Source organism: Christensenella sp. KGMB01412 (assembly GCF_055522415.1).
Map to the genome: position 1 here is coordinate 169,737 of NZ_JBVFVW010000002.1, position 15,952 is coordinate 185,688.

Consider the following 15,952-nt stretch of genomic DNA (forward strand, 5'->3'; position numbering starts at 1 on the left):
AGGCGTATCCTAAATTAGTTATCTTGCATTTTTTCAATAAGGAAAAGGGCTGTGCAATATGAAATGCACAGCCCTTTTTCTGTTCGCTTATGTTTGCAATGCGCTATCGCAATTTATTCTCTGAAAACAGACTCCAGAAAATCCCTGCTTAGTTCGCCAACCGATTTGATTGCAAAAGGCCTGCGGCTGTGCGGCATGACGTTTTTTTCAAACCATGCGACGTCGTGCCATCTCCCAAGCTTATAGCCGGTTTTATGATAAACGCCAATGAGGCTGAACCCAAATTTTTTATGAAAACCTATGCTCTTTTCATTGGGAAGGGTACATCCGGCATACGCGTTGTAATAACCCAGTTCCTTTAAGATTGAAAACAGGCAGGCATACAGTTTGTGTGCCGCGCCGCTTCCGTGATATTCAGGCGATACATAAATGGATACGTCCACATCGTAGCGGTAGGCGGCCCTTTCCATATGCTTTGAGGCATAAGCATAGCCAACGATTTTCCCGTCCGTTTCATAAACAAGATATGGATATTGTTTGCTGATCGATCCGATGCGTGCGGAAAATTCATCCGGGGTGGGAACCTGCGTTTCAAAGGTAACTGCGGTATCCCTGACATAAGGCGCGTAAATATCCAGAATTTCCCTGTAATCCGCTGCTGTCGCTAAACGGATGGAACGGTTCATGGTTTTCACCTCGCTTTACAGCATATCAACCTATGGCGTCGCCAGTCAATCCGGGAATACGATTCCTGCCTGATCGCGCATTTCAGACATGACCTCCGATACGGCGATGCACAGCTCGCGCGCGTATGCGTATTCCTGCTTTGATTGCTCCGGCTGCTCGATATAGCGTTTGAAATCCTTTGCTTCGTTTGCCATGAGCGTAAGGCGGGGGATATCGCCCGCAATGGTCTGCGTTGCGCCGTTGTTAAAATGGACTGTGATATCCGTAAAATTGGAAACGAGCCCAAAGGTAATGGTGCCTTTTGTACCCATGACCTCCGAGCCGAGATAGCTTTCACCCGCTTTGCTTCCGGTGAGCGTCACGAGCTTATCCGGATAGCGGAAAATGCTGCTGAAGCTGATATCCGCACCATTTTCCAGAAGCTGCGCCTTTGTATCGATTTTCTGAGGCCTGCCGAAAAGTCCAAGGGCTGCGTACACCACATATACGCCCAGATCCATCATGCAGCCTGCCGCAAATTTTGGATTGAAAATATTGGGGTTTTCCCCGTCAAGGTATTTTTGGTAACGGGCGGAATACTGCGAATAGTCAAGACGGGCGCTGAGGACAGGCCCGATTTTAGCGAAAGCCGATTTGACGGCAGCGAGCGGCGGCTGGTGCAACATAATGATTGCCTCCAAAAAGACGAGTCCCCGTTCTTCCGCAAGCCTGTAAAGCTCACGCGCCTGCTGCGGATAGACCACGGCGGGCTTTTCGCAGATCACGTGTTTGCCGTTTTCAAGGAAAAGCCTGCATTGTTCATAATGCAGGGAATTGGGACTTGCGATGTAAACAGCGTCAATATCGCTTTTTGCCATTGTATTCAAATCGTCAAATGCAAAATCACAGTTGTTTTGCGCGGCAAATTCCCTCGCGTGTGTAATGTTGCGGGAGTAAACGCCCGCAAGGTCCATTCCTTCTACCGTGTCTGCGCTGTCGATAAATGCCTGCGTAATCCATGCTGTGCCGACGGTTGCATATTTCATGCCGAATTCCTCCTGATAATACGCCCGCTTTCGGGCTTTGATTTCGATATGCTTTTAACATACAACAGGCAATGCCCATATGCAAGCTGAATTTTTTTCAAATGTCAAAAATGGCTTTGCTATGCTGTTTGTGGATGAAAAACAATCCGGCAATTTCATTTTTTGTTTTTCATCATTCCAAAAATTTGTTATTATTAAATAAGAAAAGATTTTTAAAACAAAAGCAAGGAGGGTAAACGCAGTGATACCAATATTGATATTTATTGCCGTCGTCCTTCTTTTGTGCGTGTTTTCGAGCAAGCTGTTGTACCGCTTTGGAATCCCGGCCCTGCTGATCTTCCTTATTCTGGGAATGCTGTTTGGATCGGACGGCTTTGGCGGTATTTATTTTGACAATTTTGAGCTTGCCGAGCAGATTGGTTCCTTTGGACTGATATTCATCATGTTTTACGGCGGCTTCGGAACGAGCTGGAAAGCGGCAAAGCCGGTGCTCGCTCCATCCATCTGGCTTGCAACCGCGGGCGTGATTATCACAGCGCTGCTGACCGGCTGGTTTTGCTATTTTATCCTGAAAACGACGCTTCTTGAAGGGCTTCTGGTGGGCGCGGTGATTGCCTCTACGGACGCCGCTTCGGTATTTTCCATCCTCCGCTCGAGGAAACTGAACCTGAAGGGCGGCCTTGCGTCCATGCTGGAAGTGGAAAGCGGCTCTAACGATCCAATCGCCTACATGCTTACAATCACGATTCTTTCGATGATGTCGGTAAGCGGACAGGTCAACATCGCTGCAATGATTATCATGCAAATTGTATTCGGCCTTGGTATCGGTTTTGCGCTTGCGCTTATTTCGACGGCTATTTTAAAACGGATCAACTTTGAGATCGAGGGGCTGTATACGATTTATGTCGTTGCGATTGTGGTGCTGGGCTATGCTTTAAGCCAGCTTGTGGGAGGCAACGGTTACCTGTGCGTTTACGTGATCGGTATTATATTGGGGAACACCAAGCTCAAGCACAAAAGAACGCTGGTACACTTTTTTGACGGAATCTCATGGATTATGCAAATGGTGCTTTTCTTTGTGCTGGGCCTTCTCGCCTACCCGTCGCATATTCCCGCAATCATCGGCCCTGCGGTGCTCATTGCCCTTTTTATGATGTTTGTGGCCCGTCCGGCGGCGGTGTTCGGCATCCTGAGCTTTTTCAAAATACCGTTTAAGGAAAAGCTGTTTGTTTCATGGGTGGGGCTGCGCGGCGCAGCGGCAATCGTTTTTGCGATCATGGCGATCACGCAGGCCTCGGCGCTCAAAAATGACGTATTCCATATCGTATTCTTTGTGGCGCTTTTCTCAGTTGCCGTGCAGGGCACGCTCACGCCCCTGTTTGCCAAAAAGCTGGGGCTGGTGGAGAAGGACAATTCCGTATTCAAAACCTTTACGGACTATCAGGATGAGGCGGAGATGCACCTTATCGAAGTGACGATAGACCTTAAAAATCCATGGAATGGCCGTACGCTTACGGAAATCGATATTCCTGAGGGCGTGCTTGTGGTGATGGTGAAGCGCGGCAGGAAGAATATCACTCCAAACGGTTCCACGGTATTGCTAACGGGCGATACGCTTGTTTTGAGCGGGGATAATTTTGACGAGATACCGCTTTGATATTTTCACGAAACTATTGAGTTTTGGCGCATAAGTAGATATGATAAGATTGTATATTAATTTTTTGACAGGAGATAAGATTTATGTTTCAGGTAAATGATCATTTCGGGCGTTTGCAGGGGAGCTACCTCTTCTCAGAGATCGCCCGCCGGGTGAACGAATACACCGGGGAAAATCCGGACAGGGAGATCATACGTCTTGGCATTGGCGACGTAACGCGTCCGCTTGCCCCTGCTGTGTTGCAGGCGATCGATAAAGCGACGCAGGAGATGGCGGATGAAAAGACCTTTATGGGCTACGGGCCGGAGCAGGGCTATGAATTCCTTCGCGCGGCGATCAGGGAAGGCGACTATGCCGCGCGCGGCGTAGATATCGGCCTTGACGAGATATTTGTATCCGACGGCAGCAAGTGCGATACGGGCAACATTCAGGAGCTGCTGTCCCCGGACTGCAAAATCGGCGTGACAAACCCGGTGTACCCCGTATATGTCGATACAAACGTTATGGCGGGGCGCTCAGGGGAGTTTGACGCGCAGACAGGGCAGTTTTCGGAAATTACCTACATCCCCACCACGGCGGAAAACGATTTTGTGCCCGCCCTCCCACAGCGCAGGGTGGATGTGATGTACCTTTGCTCGCCCAACAATCCAACAGGGACGGCGATGACAAAAGACCAGCTTAAGGTCTGGGTGGACTGGGCCAATGAAACAGGCGCGCTTATTTTGTTTGACGGTGCGTACGAGCGGTTTATTACAGACGGGGATGTTCCCCACAGCATTTATGAGATTGAAGGCGCGAAAACGTGCGCGATTGAATTCCGCAGCTTTTCCAAGACGGCGGGCTTCACGGGTACGCGCTGCGCGTATACGGTTGTTCCCAAGGAGCTTATGGGGCAGGATTCAAAAGGCAACAAAGTCAGCATGAACGCGCTTTGGCTCAGGAGGCATACCACCAAATTTAACGGCGTATCCTATATCGTGCAGCGGGGCGCTGCGGCGATTTATACGGCGGAGGGAAAGAAGCAGGTGGAACAGAACATCGAGGCATATCTTGCAAACGCAAGGATGATCCTTGACGGGCTGAGGGAAATTGGCATTACGGCTTATGGCGGGGTGAACTCCCCATATGTATGGCTCAAAACGCCCGACGGCATGGCGAGCTGGGATTTCTTTGATAAGTTATTGAAGGAAGCGAATGTAGTCGGTACGCCGGGAAGCGGATTTGGCAGCGCAGGCGAAGGGTATTTCCGCCTGACGGCCTTTAATACGAAGGAGAACACGGAAAAGGCAATCTCGCGTCTTGCGAACCTGAAATAGGACCAACCAGAAAGGAAATCAAACATGAAAATTGCGTTTTTGGCAGCGGCAAATTCGCCGCATACAATCAAATGGGCTAACGCGCTCAGCGAAAGCAACGAGGTCACGGTGTTTTCCATGCCCGAGCAAAAGGATGAGGCCGGTGAAATCAACGACAAGGTAACCGTAGTATATTTGCCGTTTACCTCGGCGCAGAACGGTGCGAAAAAGAATGCCGCACAGGTAAAAAGCTATCTTGCAGAGGGGAATTTCGGCGTGGTAAACGCGTTTGACGCTACGTCCTACGGGGTGCTTGCGGCAAAGGCGAAGGCTCCCCACGTTTTGCTTACCGTGCTTGGCCCGGACGTATATGAAAGCGTTGACCGCGGGCAAAAGGGGCTTGTGATGAAGAGCATTAAGCACGCGGACGCAGTCCTCGCGGCTGCGCCCAACGTCATCACACGCGTCAAGTCTCTCTTCAAAAAGGAAAAGCCCTTCTTTGTTGCACCGTTTGGCGTTGATATGAAGAAGTTTGTGAAAAAAGACATACAAAAGCCTGAAGATTCGATGTGCTTTGGATCGCTCAAAATGCTGGAGTTTGGAAATGGAGTGGATATGGTGATCGAGGCGTTTGGAAAATACCTTGAAAAGACCACGGGAGCCGCAACGCTTAAAATTGTGGGAACCGGAACGATGGAAAGCAATCTCAAGCAGAAAGTCCAGAGCATGGGTATTGAAGGTAAGGTGGAGTTTTTGGGACGTGTGAAAAACGACGACCTTCCGGATGTGATAGGCACGATGGATGCGACTGTGCAAATGAACGCGGCGGAAGCGTTTGGTGTGTGCGCAATCGAGTCTATGGCGTGCGAGGTGCCGGTGGTTGCGTCGGATACGGTCGGCGCAAGCGAATACATTCTCAACGGCGTAACAGGATATCTCGTAAAAGTGAATAATACGGACCGTTGCTGCGAGTGCATGATGGAGCTGCGCGACAAAGCGGCGCGTGAGCACATGGGCTCTCTGGCGCGCGGGGACGTGATGGAATCCTTCGATCTTACGGATTGCGTCAAAAAGTATGAAGACGCGCTGCGCTCAGTGGGCGCGCGGGTGATGTAAAACCGACAGGTAGCAGGAGGGGAGCCGCTTATTATGCCGGCTCCCTTCTTATATACGCAGGTGCGGGCGCAAAGTCCGCCAAGGGAGGATGTATGGATATCAAAGAAAAATTCAGCGCGGTGTCTGAAAAATACGACGGGCAGCGCAGGCAGCTGATCCCCTGCTTCGATGATTTTTACGGGATTGCAACGGCAATGGCTGAAACGGGGGAGAAAGCGCCGCGTATTCTGGACCTTGGATCGGGAACGGGCCTGTTTGCAGCATTTTTGCTTGAAAAATATCCTGGCGCAAAGCTGGTGCTGGCAGACCTTTCAGAGCAGATGCTTGGGCAGGCACGGCAGCGGTTTGCCGGACACGGGGATGTGGAATATATAACGGCGGATTATACGGAATACGAGTTCGGCGGGGATTTTGATATGATTATTTCCGCGCTTTCCATCCATCACCTGAGCGGTGCGCAAAAGGAAGCGCTTTACCAAAAGTGTTATGACCTTTTAAAGCCGGGCGGGGTATTTGTAAATGCAGACCAGGCGCTGAGCCCTTCACAGGAAATTGAACGGATGCAGGAAAAGCTGTGGAAAGCAACGGTGAATGCAAGCGGACTTTCCCCGGAAGAGCTGGAAAAGGCATACGAGCGGCTTGCGCTCGATAACCCTTCCACCCTTGCGGATCAGCTGGCATGGCTTGAAAAAGCGGGCTTTTCGGATGCAGACTGCGTTTACAAGTACTACCATTTTGTTGTTCTCTATGCGAAGAAACAGGAAAAAGCCTGAGGTTGGTATGGAAAATGGTTTCATAATCGTGGTTTATGACCGGCTTTGGTAAATTACGAAACAATACCAGATGGGTATGCTCAGGAAAAATATGATATAATATTTTTCAAATTATTTGGGAGTGGTCGATATGGAAAATTATCCGAACTATGAAACAAAGCATGAGAAAAATTTCAGGACGATGCTGGAAGGGGCAGCGAAGGCTTTTGACGGACGGGATATGCTGCGGCTGCGTACCAAAGAAGGCTCGGTGAAAGGAATCGGCCACGGGCAGTTTATGCAGGACATGTATGCGCTTGGGAACGGCCTTTTGTCGCTGGGGCTTGCGGACGAGCACATTGCCGTCATTGGGCCGACGAGCTATGAATGGCTGCTATCCTATTATGCAATTACGTGCGGGACAGGCGTAGTCGTACCGATCGATAAAGAGCTCCCGGACGATGAGATTGCCAATATCCTTGAGGACAGCGGCGCATCCTGCCTGATTTTTTCCGGAGAATATGCGGACACGGTGGAAAAAATCCGTTCAGGCTTGCCGAAGGTGAAGCATTATATCGACATGAACGCGCCTGCGGATACGCCTGAAATAAAAAGCTTTGGCGCGCTGGTCGCGGAGGGCAAGGCAACCGATCTTGGTTTTTCGCAGCGTAAAATTGATGAAAATGCAATGACAATCCTGCTCTATACGTCCGGGACGACGGGAAAAAGCAAGGGCGTAATGCTTTCGCAGAAAAATATTATTTCGGCTGCGGAGGGCGGGATCAGCCTTTTGGACCTTGGAAAGGTTTGTATGTCGGTTTTGCCGGTTCATCATTCGTTTGAAAGCACGCACGGTATCACAATGATGATCGAGAATGGCACGACGATCTGCTTGAATGACAGCCTGCGCCATTTTCTTGAGAACCTGCAGCTGTTCCAGCCGGATACGATCTTTCTTGTGCCGCTTTTTGTGGAGATGATGCACCGCAAAATATGGCAGAATGCCAAGGCCGGGGGACAGGAGGAAGCGCTGCGGGCGTTGATTGAGAAAAGCAACCGGGAGCTGGCACAGGGCGTAGACAACAGGGACGTATATTTTAAAAATATACAGGATGCGTTTGGCGGAAAGCTGAAGCTGATCATTTGCGGCGGCGCGCCGCTTTCAGCGAGGCTGATGCGTGAGTTCCGTGAATTTGGAATGCTCCTGCTTAACGGCTACGGTATTACGGAGTGCGCGCCCCTTGTTTCGGTGAACCGGAACCGTTATTACAGGGACGGAACGGTTGGCCTGCCGATTGCCTGCTGCGAGGTGCAGGTAAGGGAGGCGGACAGCAGCGGCGAAGGCGAAATATGGGTGAAGGGCGATAACGTAATGCTCGGTTATTACAAAAACGACGAGGGCACAAAAGAGGTGATGCAGGACGGCTGGTTTAACACCGGCGATATCGGGCATATCGATGAAGACGGGTTTTTATCCATTACCGGAAGAAAGAAAAACCTGATCGTGCTGTCCAACGGAAAAAATATTTACCCGGAGGAAATAGAGGAATACCTGATGCGGATACCGTATATTAAGGAAGTGGTTGTTTCCGCACCCATTGTGGACGGGCTCAGCGAGGTGGAACTGAATGCTGAAATTTTTGTGGCTGAGGAGTATACCGCCGCACACAGCGGGGAGGAGATCGCCAAAAATCTCGAAAATGATATTTCAGAAGTGAATAAGACGCTTCCGACATATAAGCACGTGCAGCATTTTCATGTACGCGACCAAGAATTTGAAAAAACAACCAAAAAATCAATCAAACGGTTTACGATTTAAGCAGGAACAAAAAAGGAGGTGTGCGATTGTGGTAGAATTTGAAAAGGTACGTCAGTTGCTTGCAACGGCCTGCCCGGTGGATACTGAAGAGATCACAATGGAAAAGCATTTGGTAAGAGATTTGGAGCTTGATTCGTTTGGACTTTTGGAGATGGTAATGGCGTTTGAGGACGAATTTGGGATCGAAATTCCGGACAGGGACCTGCGGCTATTCGACACAGTGCGCGACGTGATGGTTTATCTGGAGGAAAAAACGGGAGCAAAACACGTGGCGGCACGGGCATTTTAGCAATTATTTTACTGTTTTATGGAAAAAGGCCGGAAAAGTTCCGGCCTTTTTTGTATGCTTTTGAACAGAAAAGCAAAGATAGCTATTGGCGGCAAAGGGGCAAAGGGTATATAATTTTTGTGGAGGGTTTCATGAAAAGAAATATTCTGGTACTGAATCTGGCGGCAGTTTTCCTGTGGATGTCGATGTATACCTATGTGCCCACCCTTACCTCATATGCCGCGTCCCTGGGGGCGACGGCCGCGATGATCGGGGCGATTGGCGGCGCATATGGAATCATGCAGATAGCCCTGCGGGTGCCTCTTGGCATCCTGTCGGATAAAATAGGCAGAGACAGGCTGATTTTGCTGATTGGGTTTGTGATACTTGTATTTGCGGCAGTGTTGTTTATTGTGGTGCACGATGTGTTTTGGGTGATGATCGCACGCGGCGTAAGCGGAGCCGCGGCAGCATGGTGGGTTGTGATCTGTTCTTCTTATGCAAAATTCAACGCCGAAGAAAATCAGGTGAAGGCGCAGGGAATGCTGAACGCTTCCTCCAATGGGGGAAAGGTGGTTGCCGCGCTTGCCGGCGGCCTGCTGGCACAGGCGTTTGGCCTGCACGCACCGTTTTATTTCGCATTGATTGCCGCGCTTGTCGGCCTTGGCTGTATCCTGCTGTTTCAAACGCCCAGGGAATCGAAGAAAATTGTTCCGCCAAGCGGAAAAGAGCTGCTGTCATTGCTGAAAAACAAAGATATGATGGTTTTTTCAATCCTCGCTATCTTTGGACAAATACTAAGCTTTGCGTTTCCCAGTTATTTTACGTCAGAAGCGGCAAAGCTTCTGGGCGCGGATTCCTCACAGCTTGGTATGCTGATGGTGGTATACTTTTTGTTCAGCGCCGTTTCCTCGCTGTTTGTGGGCACAAAAGCGTATAAAAAGCTCGGGGGGATCAAATGCCTCGCGCTTTGCTTCCTTACAGGAGCGCTGACCTGCATACCGGCGTTCTATCATATGAATCTTGCGGTGATTTATGTGATGCAGGCGGTATCAGGAATTGGCTACGGTATTATCCTCGGCGCGCTTGCAGGCTTTGTGATCAAAAGCGTCACCCCAAAGCTGCGTTCCACTGCAATGGGGGCGTTCCAGTCCATTTACGCCATTGGAATCTTTTTGGGGCCGGTGATCGTAGGAAACGTCATGGAGGTTTCGACGATGGATACGGCGTTCTGGGTAGTCTTCGCGCTTATGCTTGCAGCTACTGTGCTGACGGTGGCGCTGATTCCAAAGGAATATGATAAAATGTAAGCGAAGAGTGTTTGAGCAAGTTTGGAGAGGGTATTATTAAAATGATAGTTTAACTGAAAGGACGGGGGCTTTTCCGCCTCACAATTTTTACAGGAGGAAAGTATTATGAATTCTGGATCTTGGAAATCAAAGGAAATGATACGCCTTATATTAAGCATCGTACTCCTTGCAATCGGTATTATTTTATTGATGGCGCCGAATACCGCAATGGCGGTCATCGTTGTTATTATTGGAGTTGTCGTGTTGGCGTATGGGGTTATTCAGTTGTTTACAAATATCTCAAGGCGCAACCGCGGGGATGCAAACGCAAGCTATGTCGTGCCCATCATCGCAATTATTGTCGGCATACTGCTGATTATTTTCCGCGATGGTATCGCAAACATTATCCTGCCGTTTATCATCGGTGTGTGGGCGATTATCACAGGTATTATGAGCCTGATGGAGTCATCGCAGATCAAGGACTACAATTCGTCGTCGTGGAAAGTGGTGCTGATCAGCGGACTTGCGGAGCTGGTGGTCGGTATTATTATCATTGCGGGTATTATCGCGCAGTCCAACGTTTTGGGAATTATGCTGGGTGTTTGCCTGACAATTTATGGTATTTTGAGCCTTGTCAGCTGGGGACTCGTGTCGTCGGCAAAGAAATAAAAACGCGATCAATCAAAAACCGTTTCTGCGTACAGGCAGAGACGGTTTTTTTCGTATTTGCACAATAACAAAAAAAATATGACATTTTCATACATTTTTTCTCTATTTGTATTGTGCACAGGGAAGGAACGTGATAAACTATGAGTGTAAAAATTTATAAAATATAAAGGATGGTATTATTATGGCTCTTGTGAACATGACGCAAATGCTTCTGGACGCAAAAAAAGGGAAATACGCGGTTGGGCACTTCAATGTGATTAACGAAGAAATGCTCAAAGGCGTACTGAAAGCGTCCGTGCAGAAAAACGCTCCTGTGATCATTGCTTTTGCGGAGGCGTTTGAGCCTCTTATTGCAATCGAGGAATTCGCGCCGATGGCAATCAGCGCGGCAAAACGCGTGGATATCCCGGTGGCCCTGCATCTTGACCATGCAAACAATATCGAGTATATCAAACGGGCGATTGACAGCGGCTTTACTTCCGCAATGCTGGACGCATCCGCACTGCCGTTTGAGGAAAATGTAAAGATGACGAATGAAGTTGTCGCCTTGTGCAAGCCCAAAGGAATGTCTGTAGAGGCGGAGCTTGGGCATGTAGGCGGACTGGAAGGATATCCGGAAGGCTATGGGGACGATTTTGTGTATACAGAAGTGGAAGAAGCAAAGGAATTTGTGAAGCAGACGGGCATCAATGCGCTTGCGGTCTCGATCGGCACGGTGCACGGCGTTTACAAGAGCGAGCCAAAGCTGAACCTCAAACGGCTCGAAGAGCTGAACGAGGCGCTGGATGTGCCGCTCGTCATGCACGGCGGCTCCGGACTTACGGACGACGATTTCAGGAACGCAGTGGCGCGCGGCATCACAAAAACGAATATTTTTACAGACCTGACGATTGCGGCCATGAACGCACTCAAAAACACAAAGGAAAATGTATACCTCCTGCAGTGCGTCGATGTTGTAAATGCGGTAAGCGCAGAAGCAACCAAAAAGATCGACCTGTTTGGAACGGCAAACCGGGCGTAAATTAAGGACATGGAACAGGCCTCCCAAGCAATAGGGAGACCTGTTTTTTATAAGCCTTTTTGTCTGCCTAATTCTTCCAGGCGCGTTTGCCTTGCTTCAAAACGAAAATGTTCTTCTTCTAAAATGTTCGCGATTCTGTTTATGGTCTGCTCTTCGTCCGTATTTGCCAGCTCATCCCGGAACCATTGCAGGAACAGCCTTTTCCTTGTGCGGTCAATTACGATATCGTTGGCTGCGAGCAGCATAATCGCCAAGCAATATTCGTAGCCGCTGAAATGATCGACCTCAATATCCACCATAATCGCACCGGATGTCAGCTCGTCGCCGTATTGCATGAAGTAAGCAAGTTCGGCCACACCCTCTACATTTTGCTCCAGATAATCCAGTATTTTTTGATTTGACATAGATTTCTCCTTTCAAATTTTTTACTTACAATCTTCCCTCCAATTCAATCTTATTTTATATAATATTATGTTGTAATAGTTTCTTAATTGTAATAAATATTCTAAAATCGAATATAATCAAAAAAACGCGGTCTGGAAACGATCGCGTTTTTTGGTTGCAATAAAAAATTTACCTTACGAAAATGTAATCCTGTTGTAAGCAAGTCAAATAGTAAGAAACCCTTGCATACGGTATGATAAAAGCATCAAATGAAACAGGAAAGAGGTAATCGAACATGAAGAGAATTATATTTTGGTTCATTATTGTAATGACCGTATTGATCACGCTCTGCTACACGGCTGTTACCAGGCTTTCCGTGGGCAGGAGAAAAAAGCACGACAAACCGGAAGACGCAAGCCCCATTATGAAGGAGGCCCTCGCGGCAACCATCAAATAACATGGGCATTTTGACAGAAGGAGTAGAACAATGAAAAAAGTATTTTATGCCATTGGCGTATGCGTGAGCGCATTTTTTCTGGTAAACGCAGGAGCAAGCGAACAGGAGGCGCTCGAGCTGATACCGGATTATAAAGAATCGTAAAAAAATAAGAACACAGGCCGCCCGACCAAACGGTCTTTCTTTACAGGCTTGTGTCATGATATAAAATAAGCCCGGTATTTGTGACCGTATTAGGGCCGTGGATGTAGTCAAGCCCGCACTGGGAGCAAAGCTCTGATACATTGATGCCGCACGCTTCAACGGAGACGTTGGTGAGGTCGGGAAAGCGGCAGGGGGCGTCCGGATAGGTGCAGGTTTCGCAAATATTGCATTTGCCTGCGCCGAGTACCAGAAAGTCTGAGCAATTTTTTGACAGGTAATCTTTAATGGCAAGCGTAATTCCGTTAAACACGCGGTTTGTTTCCATCATCCCTTCCACGTCAAAGGAATCCGCCAGTTTGCCGACGTATTGGTACACAAGCCCCAGCGGGTATGCGCGCACCTTTGCGGACAGCGTATCCACACTGCCGCAGCCCGGCGGGCAGCCCCAGTTGGTGGCAAAGCATCCGCAGTTGTTCATCTCGCACAGCGGGCGGAGCTCAGGATAAAAATTAATTCCGGGAACTTTGACCGGCGCGCAAAACATGGCGCCTGCTTCCGTGAGTTCAGTTACTATTTGTTCCTGTAACATAAAAATCCCCTTTCAAGGTCTATCCATAACAGTATAACACACGACACATAAAAAACCCGAAACAAAATACCGGCATAAATGCCGGTATTTTGCTGATTGGGGGTATGTATTGTTTTGGCGCCGCCTGACACCGTTGGCGTCCGCGACAGCATATATATAACCTGCAAAAATCAACGTAAAACATTATTTTCATTAATTTGATTTTATTTTTCTTTTTTTTCGTTTGCGGTATGCGGAGAAGAAGGCAAACGCGCCCATAAAAAGCTGCCCGTTTACCACCATAAGCACGCCGCGGGCCATACCATAGGTAAAAAAACCGCCTGACATGGACACCAGTGTTCGCATTGGGTTTTCCTCCAATAGCTGGAGCATAATCTGGTAACTGTTGTAATTGCCCGGCTCCAGATGCTTGAGGACAAAGCTGCGTATAAAACGGTGGATCGCCCTGCCGATTGCCACAGAATCAAAGTCGGAGAGGGTAGCGTTAATGGTGAAGGGCCGTTTTTTGAATGTGACCTGCGGTATTTTGTCAAACAATGCGTAAAATTTTACCGCGTCCCAGTGGCCGTCCGTGCTTACGGGATATGACGGCGCAGCCTGTCCGCCGTCGATGCTGACCATTGCCCCCAGCCGCAAATCCTGAGAGGAGGCGCCGATCAGGATATGGGCGTCTTCCTGTAGTTTCCAGCCGCCGTTGCTGTAAAAGGAAAAATCTTTATCTGTAAGCGTAAAAGACACTTGCTTGCTTTCGCCCGGCTGTAACCACACTTTCTCGAAGCCGCACAACCGTTTTACCGGGGAGGAATCTTCCTTGCAATAGCATTGTACGATTTCCGCGCCCGGAGCGCTGCCGGTGTTTTGAACCTGCACGCTTACTGTCAATGTTTGCCCGGCTGTGAATGTGCCGGATGAAACCTGCAGGCCGGAGTAGGAAAAGGTGGTATAGGAAAGGCCAAAACCAAACGGAAACAATACTTCCTTTTCCGCCGCGTCGTAGTAACGGTATCCGACATAAATACTTTCGCGGTATTCTACATTATGGCGGTCGTCTGAAAAGAAACGGTAGGACGGGTTATCGGAAACCAGAAGCGGATAGCTTTCGGCAAGCTTACCACATGGATTTGCTGCGCCAGTGAGGAGCATTGCGGTTGCGGATGCGCCTGCTTCACCGCCAAGATAGCAGTGCAGGAGCGCGCTCACAGCGGAAAGCCATGGCATCTCGACAGGGGCGCCGCCATGCAGGACGACTACGACCGGCTTTATCTTTGAAATGCGTTCAATGAGGTCGATCTGGTTTTGCGGGATGTGCATATGCGTGCGGTCGATCCCTTCCATTTCATAACGCGAAGGAAGTCCCGCGAGGATTATTGCCACATCCGCACCGGAAACGGTTTCTTCCGCGGCGAGCGCAAGCGTTTCATCGATTTCATCCGTATCCAGCGGGAAGCCTTTTGCATAGGTGAAATCGATTCCGTATTTGGGAAATTCCTCCAGAGCAGTTTCAAGGCGCGCAGGGTTGATCATAGAACTGCCTGCGCCCTGATAACGTGGATTTTCTGCAAACTCTCCAATGAGCGCTACTTTGGTTCCAGCTTTAAGAGGAAGGACGCCACACTCGTTTTTCAGAAGGACTGCGCTTTGCGCCGCTGCCTCGCGCGCAAGGTCGTGGTTTTTTTCCATATTACATTCAAATGGAAGGCTGCTGTTTTCTTCGCAGCGGAAAACAAAGGAAAGAATGCGCCGTACGCAGGCATCGAGGGCATCCTCGCTTAAGTTGCCGTTTTGCACATTGCGTATGATGCGCTCTGTGTTTTCTTCGCCGGAGTAAGGCATTTCAAGGTCCATGCCGGCTGCGATACCGTTTTCGCGGTTATAGCATGCGCCCCAGTCGGAAACGACAATGCCGTTGTAGCCCCATTCTTTGCGTAAAATGCCGTCGATCAGTTCTTTTGTTTCGCCGCAGTAGCTGCCATTGAGCATATTATAGGAACTCATCACGGCATAAGGATGCGCCTTTTTAACGGCCCGTTCAAAGCCGGAAAGATAAATTTCCCGCAAGGCGCGTTCATCCACGATGGAATTGGAAACCATACGGAAGTATTCGCGGTTGTTTGCGGCAAAATGCTTGACGCAAGCGCCCGTACCGGTGCTCTGGATGCCTTCGATCATAGCGGCGCCAAGCTCTCCTGAAAGCACAGGATCCTCTGAAAAATATTCGAAATTCCTTCCGCACAGCGGGGAACGCTTGATATTGATGCCGGGGCCCAAAACCATGGAAATGTTTTCCTTGCGCGCCTCGCTGCCCAGTGCCGCGCCCAGACGGTATAAAAGGCCTTTATCCCAGGAACAGGCTGTCGTCGCGGCGGCAGGAAAGCATGTCGCGGGCACCGAGGTTTCCAGCATAGCTGTGCTTTCGTCGTATTGCTTACGCAGGCCGTGCGGGCCGTCGGTCATCAGGATTTGCGGAATACCGTATTCCCGGATGGGGAACGTATTCCAGGCGTCCAGGCCCGAGCAGAGATCCGCTTTTTGCTCCAGTGAAAGCGTGGAAAGGATCGTTTCGATTTTATCCATAGAAAATACCTCATAAAAGACAGATGTGATTTTAATGATACCTTATTATTATAACATAAACAAAGTAACGGAAAACATTTGTAATCATTTGAATCGAAATGAGAAAATTCCGGGCTAAGAAGATTAAAATTAATGGATTCCAGGAAAAAAATTTGTGTTTAGACTGGGAAAAACGGGTATATATTACGAAAGTATTAAGAAATAGT

15 protein-coding genes are annotated in these 15,952 nt (G+C 49.1%); 10 read left to right on the forward strand and 5 right to left on the reverse strand.

Translation table 11 applies throughout. The annotated features are described in order from the left end of the window. Window positions 1-113 precede the first annotated feature (113 nt). Together ACS5WU_RS03910 and ACS5WU_RS03915 are read right to left on the reverse strand one after the other, a co-directional pair. On the reverse strand, window positions 114-686 hold the full coding sequence (locus ACS5WU_RS03910; protein WP_302760355.1) for a GNAT family N-acetyltransferase: 573 nt from the start codon (window positions 684-686) through the stop codon (window positions 114-116). A 45-nt stretch (window positions 687-731) separates the two neighbouring features. Beyond that, window positions 732-1,712, reverse strand: coding sequence for a Gfo/Idh/MocA family protein (locus ACS5WU_RS03915; protein WP_302760354.1), 981 nt, complete (start codon window positions 1,710-1,712; stop codon window positions 732-734). A gap of 241 nt (window positions 1,713-1,953) precedes the next feature. Here ACS5WU_RS03915 and ACS5WU_RS03920 point away from each other — a divergent pair, with 241 nt between their 5' ends. The 9 genes from ACS5WU_RS03920 (at window position 1,954) to ACS5WU_RS03960 (ending at window position 11,598) form a co-directional block, all read left to right on the forward strand. After that, entirely contained in the window at window positions 1,954-3,369 is a 1,416-nt protein-coding gene (locus ACS5WU_RS03920) for a potassium/proton antiporter (protein WP_046444007.1), read from the forward strand. An 83-nt stretch (window positions 3,370-3,452) separates the two neighbouring features. Continuing rightward, complete coding sequence (locus tag ACS5WU_RS03925) at window positions 3,453-4,685, forward strand: LL-diaminopimelate aminotransferase (protein WP_046444008.1); 1,233 nt, start codon at window positions 3,453-3,455, stop codon at window positions 4,683-4,685. Window positions 4,686-4,709: 24 nt separating this feature from the next. Then, complete coding sequence (locus tag ACS5WU_RS03930; protein ID WP_302760353.1) at window positions 4,710-5,780, forward strand: glycosyltransferase; 1,071 nt, start codon at window positions 4,710-4,712, stop codon at window positions 5,778-5,780. A 92-nt stretch (window positions 5,781-5,872) separates the two neighbouring features. Then, the gene (locus ACS5WU_RS03935; protein WP_059109574.1) at window positions 5,873-6,553 is read left to right on the forward strand and encodes a class I SAM-dependent methyltransferase; all 681 of its coding nucleotides are present in this window, start codon (window positions 5,873-5,875) and stop codon (window positions 6,551-6,553) included. A gap of 130 nt (window positions 6,554-6,683) precedes the next feature. Continuing rightward, complete coding sequence (locus tag ACS5WU_RS03940; RefSeq protein WP_302760352.1) at window positions 6,684-8,351, forward strand: AMP-dependent synthetase/ligase; 1,668 nt, start codon at window positions 6,684-6,686, stop codon at window positions 8,349-8,351. A gap of 28 nt (window positions 8,352-8,379) precedes the next feature. Further along, on the forward strand, window positions 8,380-8,640 hold the full coding sequence (locus ACS5WU_RS03945; RefSeq protein ID WP_059109576.1) for an acyl carrier protein: 261 nt from the start codon (window positions 8,380-8,382) through the stop codon (window positions 8,638-8,640). A gap of 131 nt (window positions 8,641-8,771) precedes the next feature. Next, on the forward strand, window positions 8,772-9,929 hold the full coding sequence (locus ACS5WU_RS03950; protein WP_302760351.1) for an MFS transporter: 1,158 nt from the start codon (window positions 8,772-8,774) through the stop codon (window positions 9,927-9,929). Window positions 9,930-10,034: 105 nt separating this feature from the next. After that, a complete protein-coding gene (locus ACS5WU_RS03955) occupies window positions 10,035-10,577 on the forward strand; it encodes an HdeD family acid-resistance protein (RefSeq protein ID WP_046444013.1) in 543 nt (180 codons plus the stop codon). 181 nt (window positions 10,578-10,758) lie between these two features. Beyond that, the gene (locus tag ACS5WU_RS03960; RefSeq protein WP_046444014.1) at window positions 10,759-11,598 is read left to right on the forward strand and encodes a class II fructose-bisphosphate aldolase; all 840 of its coding nucleotides are present in this window, start codon (window positions 10,759-10,761) and stop codon (window positions 11,596-11,598) included. Between the two features lie 47 nt (window positions 11,599-11,645). On the opposite strand, the gene ACS5WU_RS03965 is transcribed toward ACS5WU_RS03960, so the two are convergent. After that, entirely contained in the window at window positions 11,646-12,002 is a 357-nt protein-coding gene (locus ACS5WU_RS03965; RefSeq protein WP_046444015.1) for a hypothetical protein, read from the reverse strand. Between the two features lie 275 nt (window positions 12,003-12,277). On the opposite strand from ACS5WU_RS03965, the gene ACS5WU_RS03970 reads away from it, so the two are divergent. Beyond that, window positions 12,278-12,439 carry a hypothetical protein gene (locus tag ACS5WU_RS03970; RefSeq protein WP_156415135.1) on the forward strand — a complete coding sequence of 54 codons (162 nt, stop codon included), beginning with the start codon at window positions 12,278-12,280 and terminating at the stop codon, window positions 12,437-12,439. A 184-nt stretch (window positions 12,440-12,623) separates the two neighbouring features. On the opposite strand, the gene ACS5WU_RS03975 is transcribed toward ACS5WU_RS03970, so the two are convergent. Both ACS5WU_RS03975 and ACS5WU_RS03980 read right to left on the reverse strand, forming a co-directional pair. After that, window positions 12,624-13,172 carry a DUF2284 domain-containing protein gene (locus tag ACS5WU_RS03975; protein ID WP_052740527.1) on the reverse strand — a complete coding sequence of 183 codons (549 nt, stop codon included), beginning with the start codon at window positions 13,170-13,172 and terminating at the stop codon, window positions 12,624-12,626. 192 nt (window positions 13,173-13,364) lie between these two features. Further along, window positions 13,365-15,746 (reverse strand): beta-glucosidase, encoded by a 2,382-nt coding sequence (locus ACS5WU_RS03980; protein ID WP_465088957.1) that lies wholly within the window; start codon window positions 15,744-15,746, stop codon window positions 13,365-13,367. Window positions 15,747-15,952: the final 206 nt, after the last annotated feature.

What these genes read in the sequence shown, in the direction of transcription:
- ACS5WU_RS03910 (WP_302760355.1), bottom strand. Translation starts at nt 686, where the DNA reads ATGAACCGTTCCATCCGTTTAGCGACAGCAGCGGATTACAGGGAAATT.
- ACS5WU_RS03915 (WP_302760354.1), bottom strand. Translation starts at nt 1,712, where the DNA reads ATGAAATATGCAACCGTCGGCACAGCATGGATTACGCAGGCATTTATC.
- ACS5WU_RS03925 (WP_046444008.1), top strand. Translation starts at nt 3,453, where the DNA reads ATGTTTCAGGTAAATGATCATTTCGGGCGTTTGCAGGGGAGCTACCTC.
- ACS5WU_RS03930 (WP_302760353.1), top strand. Translation starts at nt 4,710, where the DNA reads ATGAAAATTGCGTTTTTGGCAGCGGCAAATTCGCCGCATACAATCAAA.
- ACS5WU_RS03935 (WP_059109574.1), top strand. Translation starts at nt 5,873, where the DNA reads ATGGATATCAAAGAAAAATTCAGCGCGGTGTCTGAAAAATACGACGGG.
- ACS5WU_RS03940 (WP_302760352.1), top strand. Translation starts at nt 6,684, where the DNA reads ATGGAAAATTATCCGAACTATGAAACAAAGCATGAGAAAAATTTCAGG.
- ACS5WU_RS03950 (WP_302760351.1), top strand. Translation starts at nt 8,772, where the DNA reads ATGAAAAGAAATATTCTGGTACTGAATCTGGCGGCAGTTTTCCTGTGG.
- ACS5WU_RS03955 (WP_046444013.1), top strand. Translation starts at nt 10,035, where the DNA reads ATGAATTCTGGATCTTGGAAATCAAAGGAAATGATACGCCTTATATTA.
- ACS5WU_RS03960 (WP_046444014.1), top strand. Translation starts at nt 10,759, where the DNA reads ATGGCTCTTGTGAACATGACGCAAATGCTTCTGGACGCAAAAAAAGGG.
- ACS5WU_RS03965 (WP_046444015.1), bottom strand. Translation starts at nt 12,002, where the DNA reads ATGTCAAATCAAAAAATACTGGATTATCTGGAGCAAAATGTAGAGGGT.
- ACS5WU_RS03970 (WP_156415135.1), top strand. Translation starts at nt 12,278, where the DNA reads ATGAAGAGAATTATATTTTGGTTCATTATTGTAATGACCGTATTGATC.
- ACS5WU_RS03975 (WP_052740527.1), bottom strand. Translation starts at nt 13,172, where the DNA reads ATGTTACAGGAACAAATAGTAACTGAACTCACGGAAGCAGGCGCCATG.
- ACS5WU_RS03980 (WP_465088957.1), bottom strand. Translation starts at nt 15,746, where the DNA reads ATGGATAAAATCGAAACGATCCTTTCCACGCTTTCACTGGAGCAAAAA.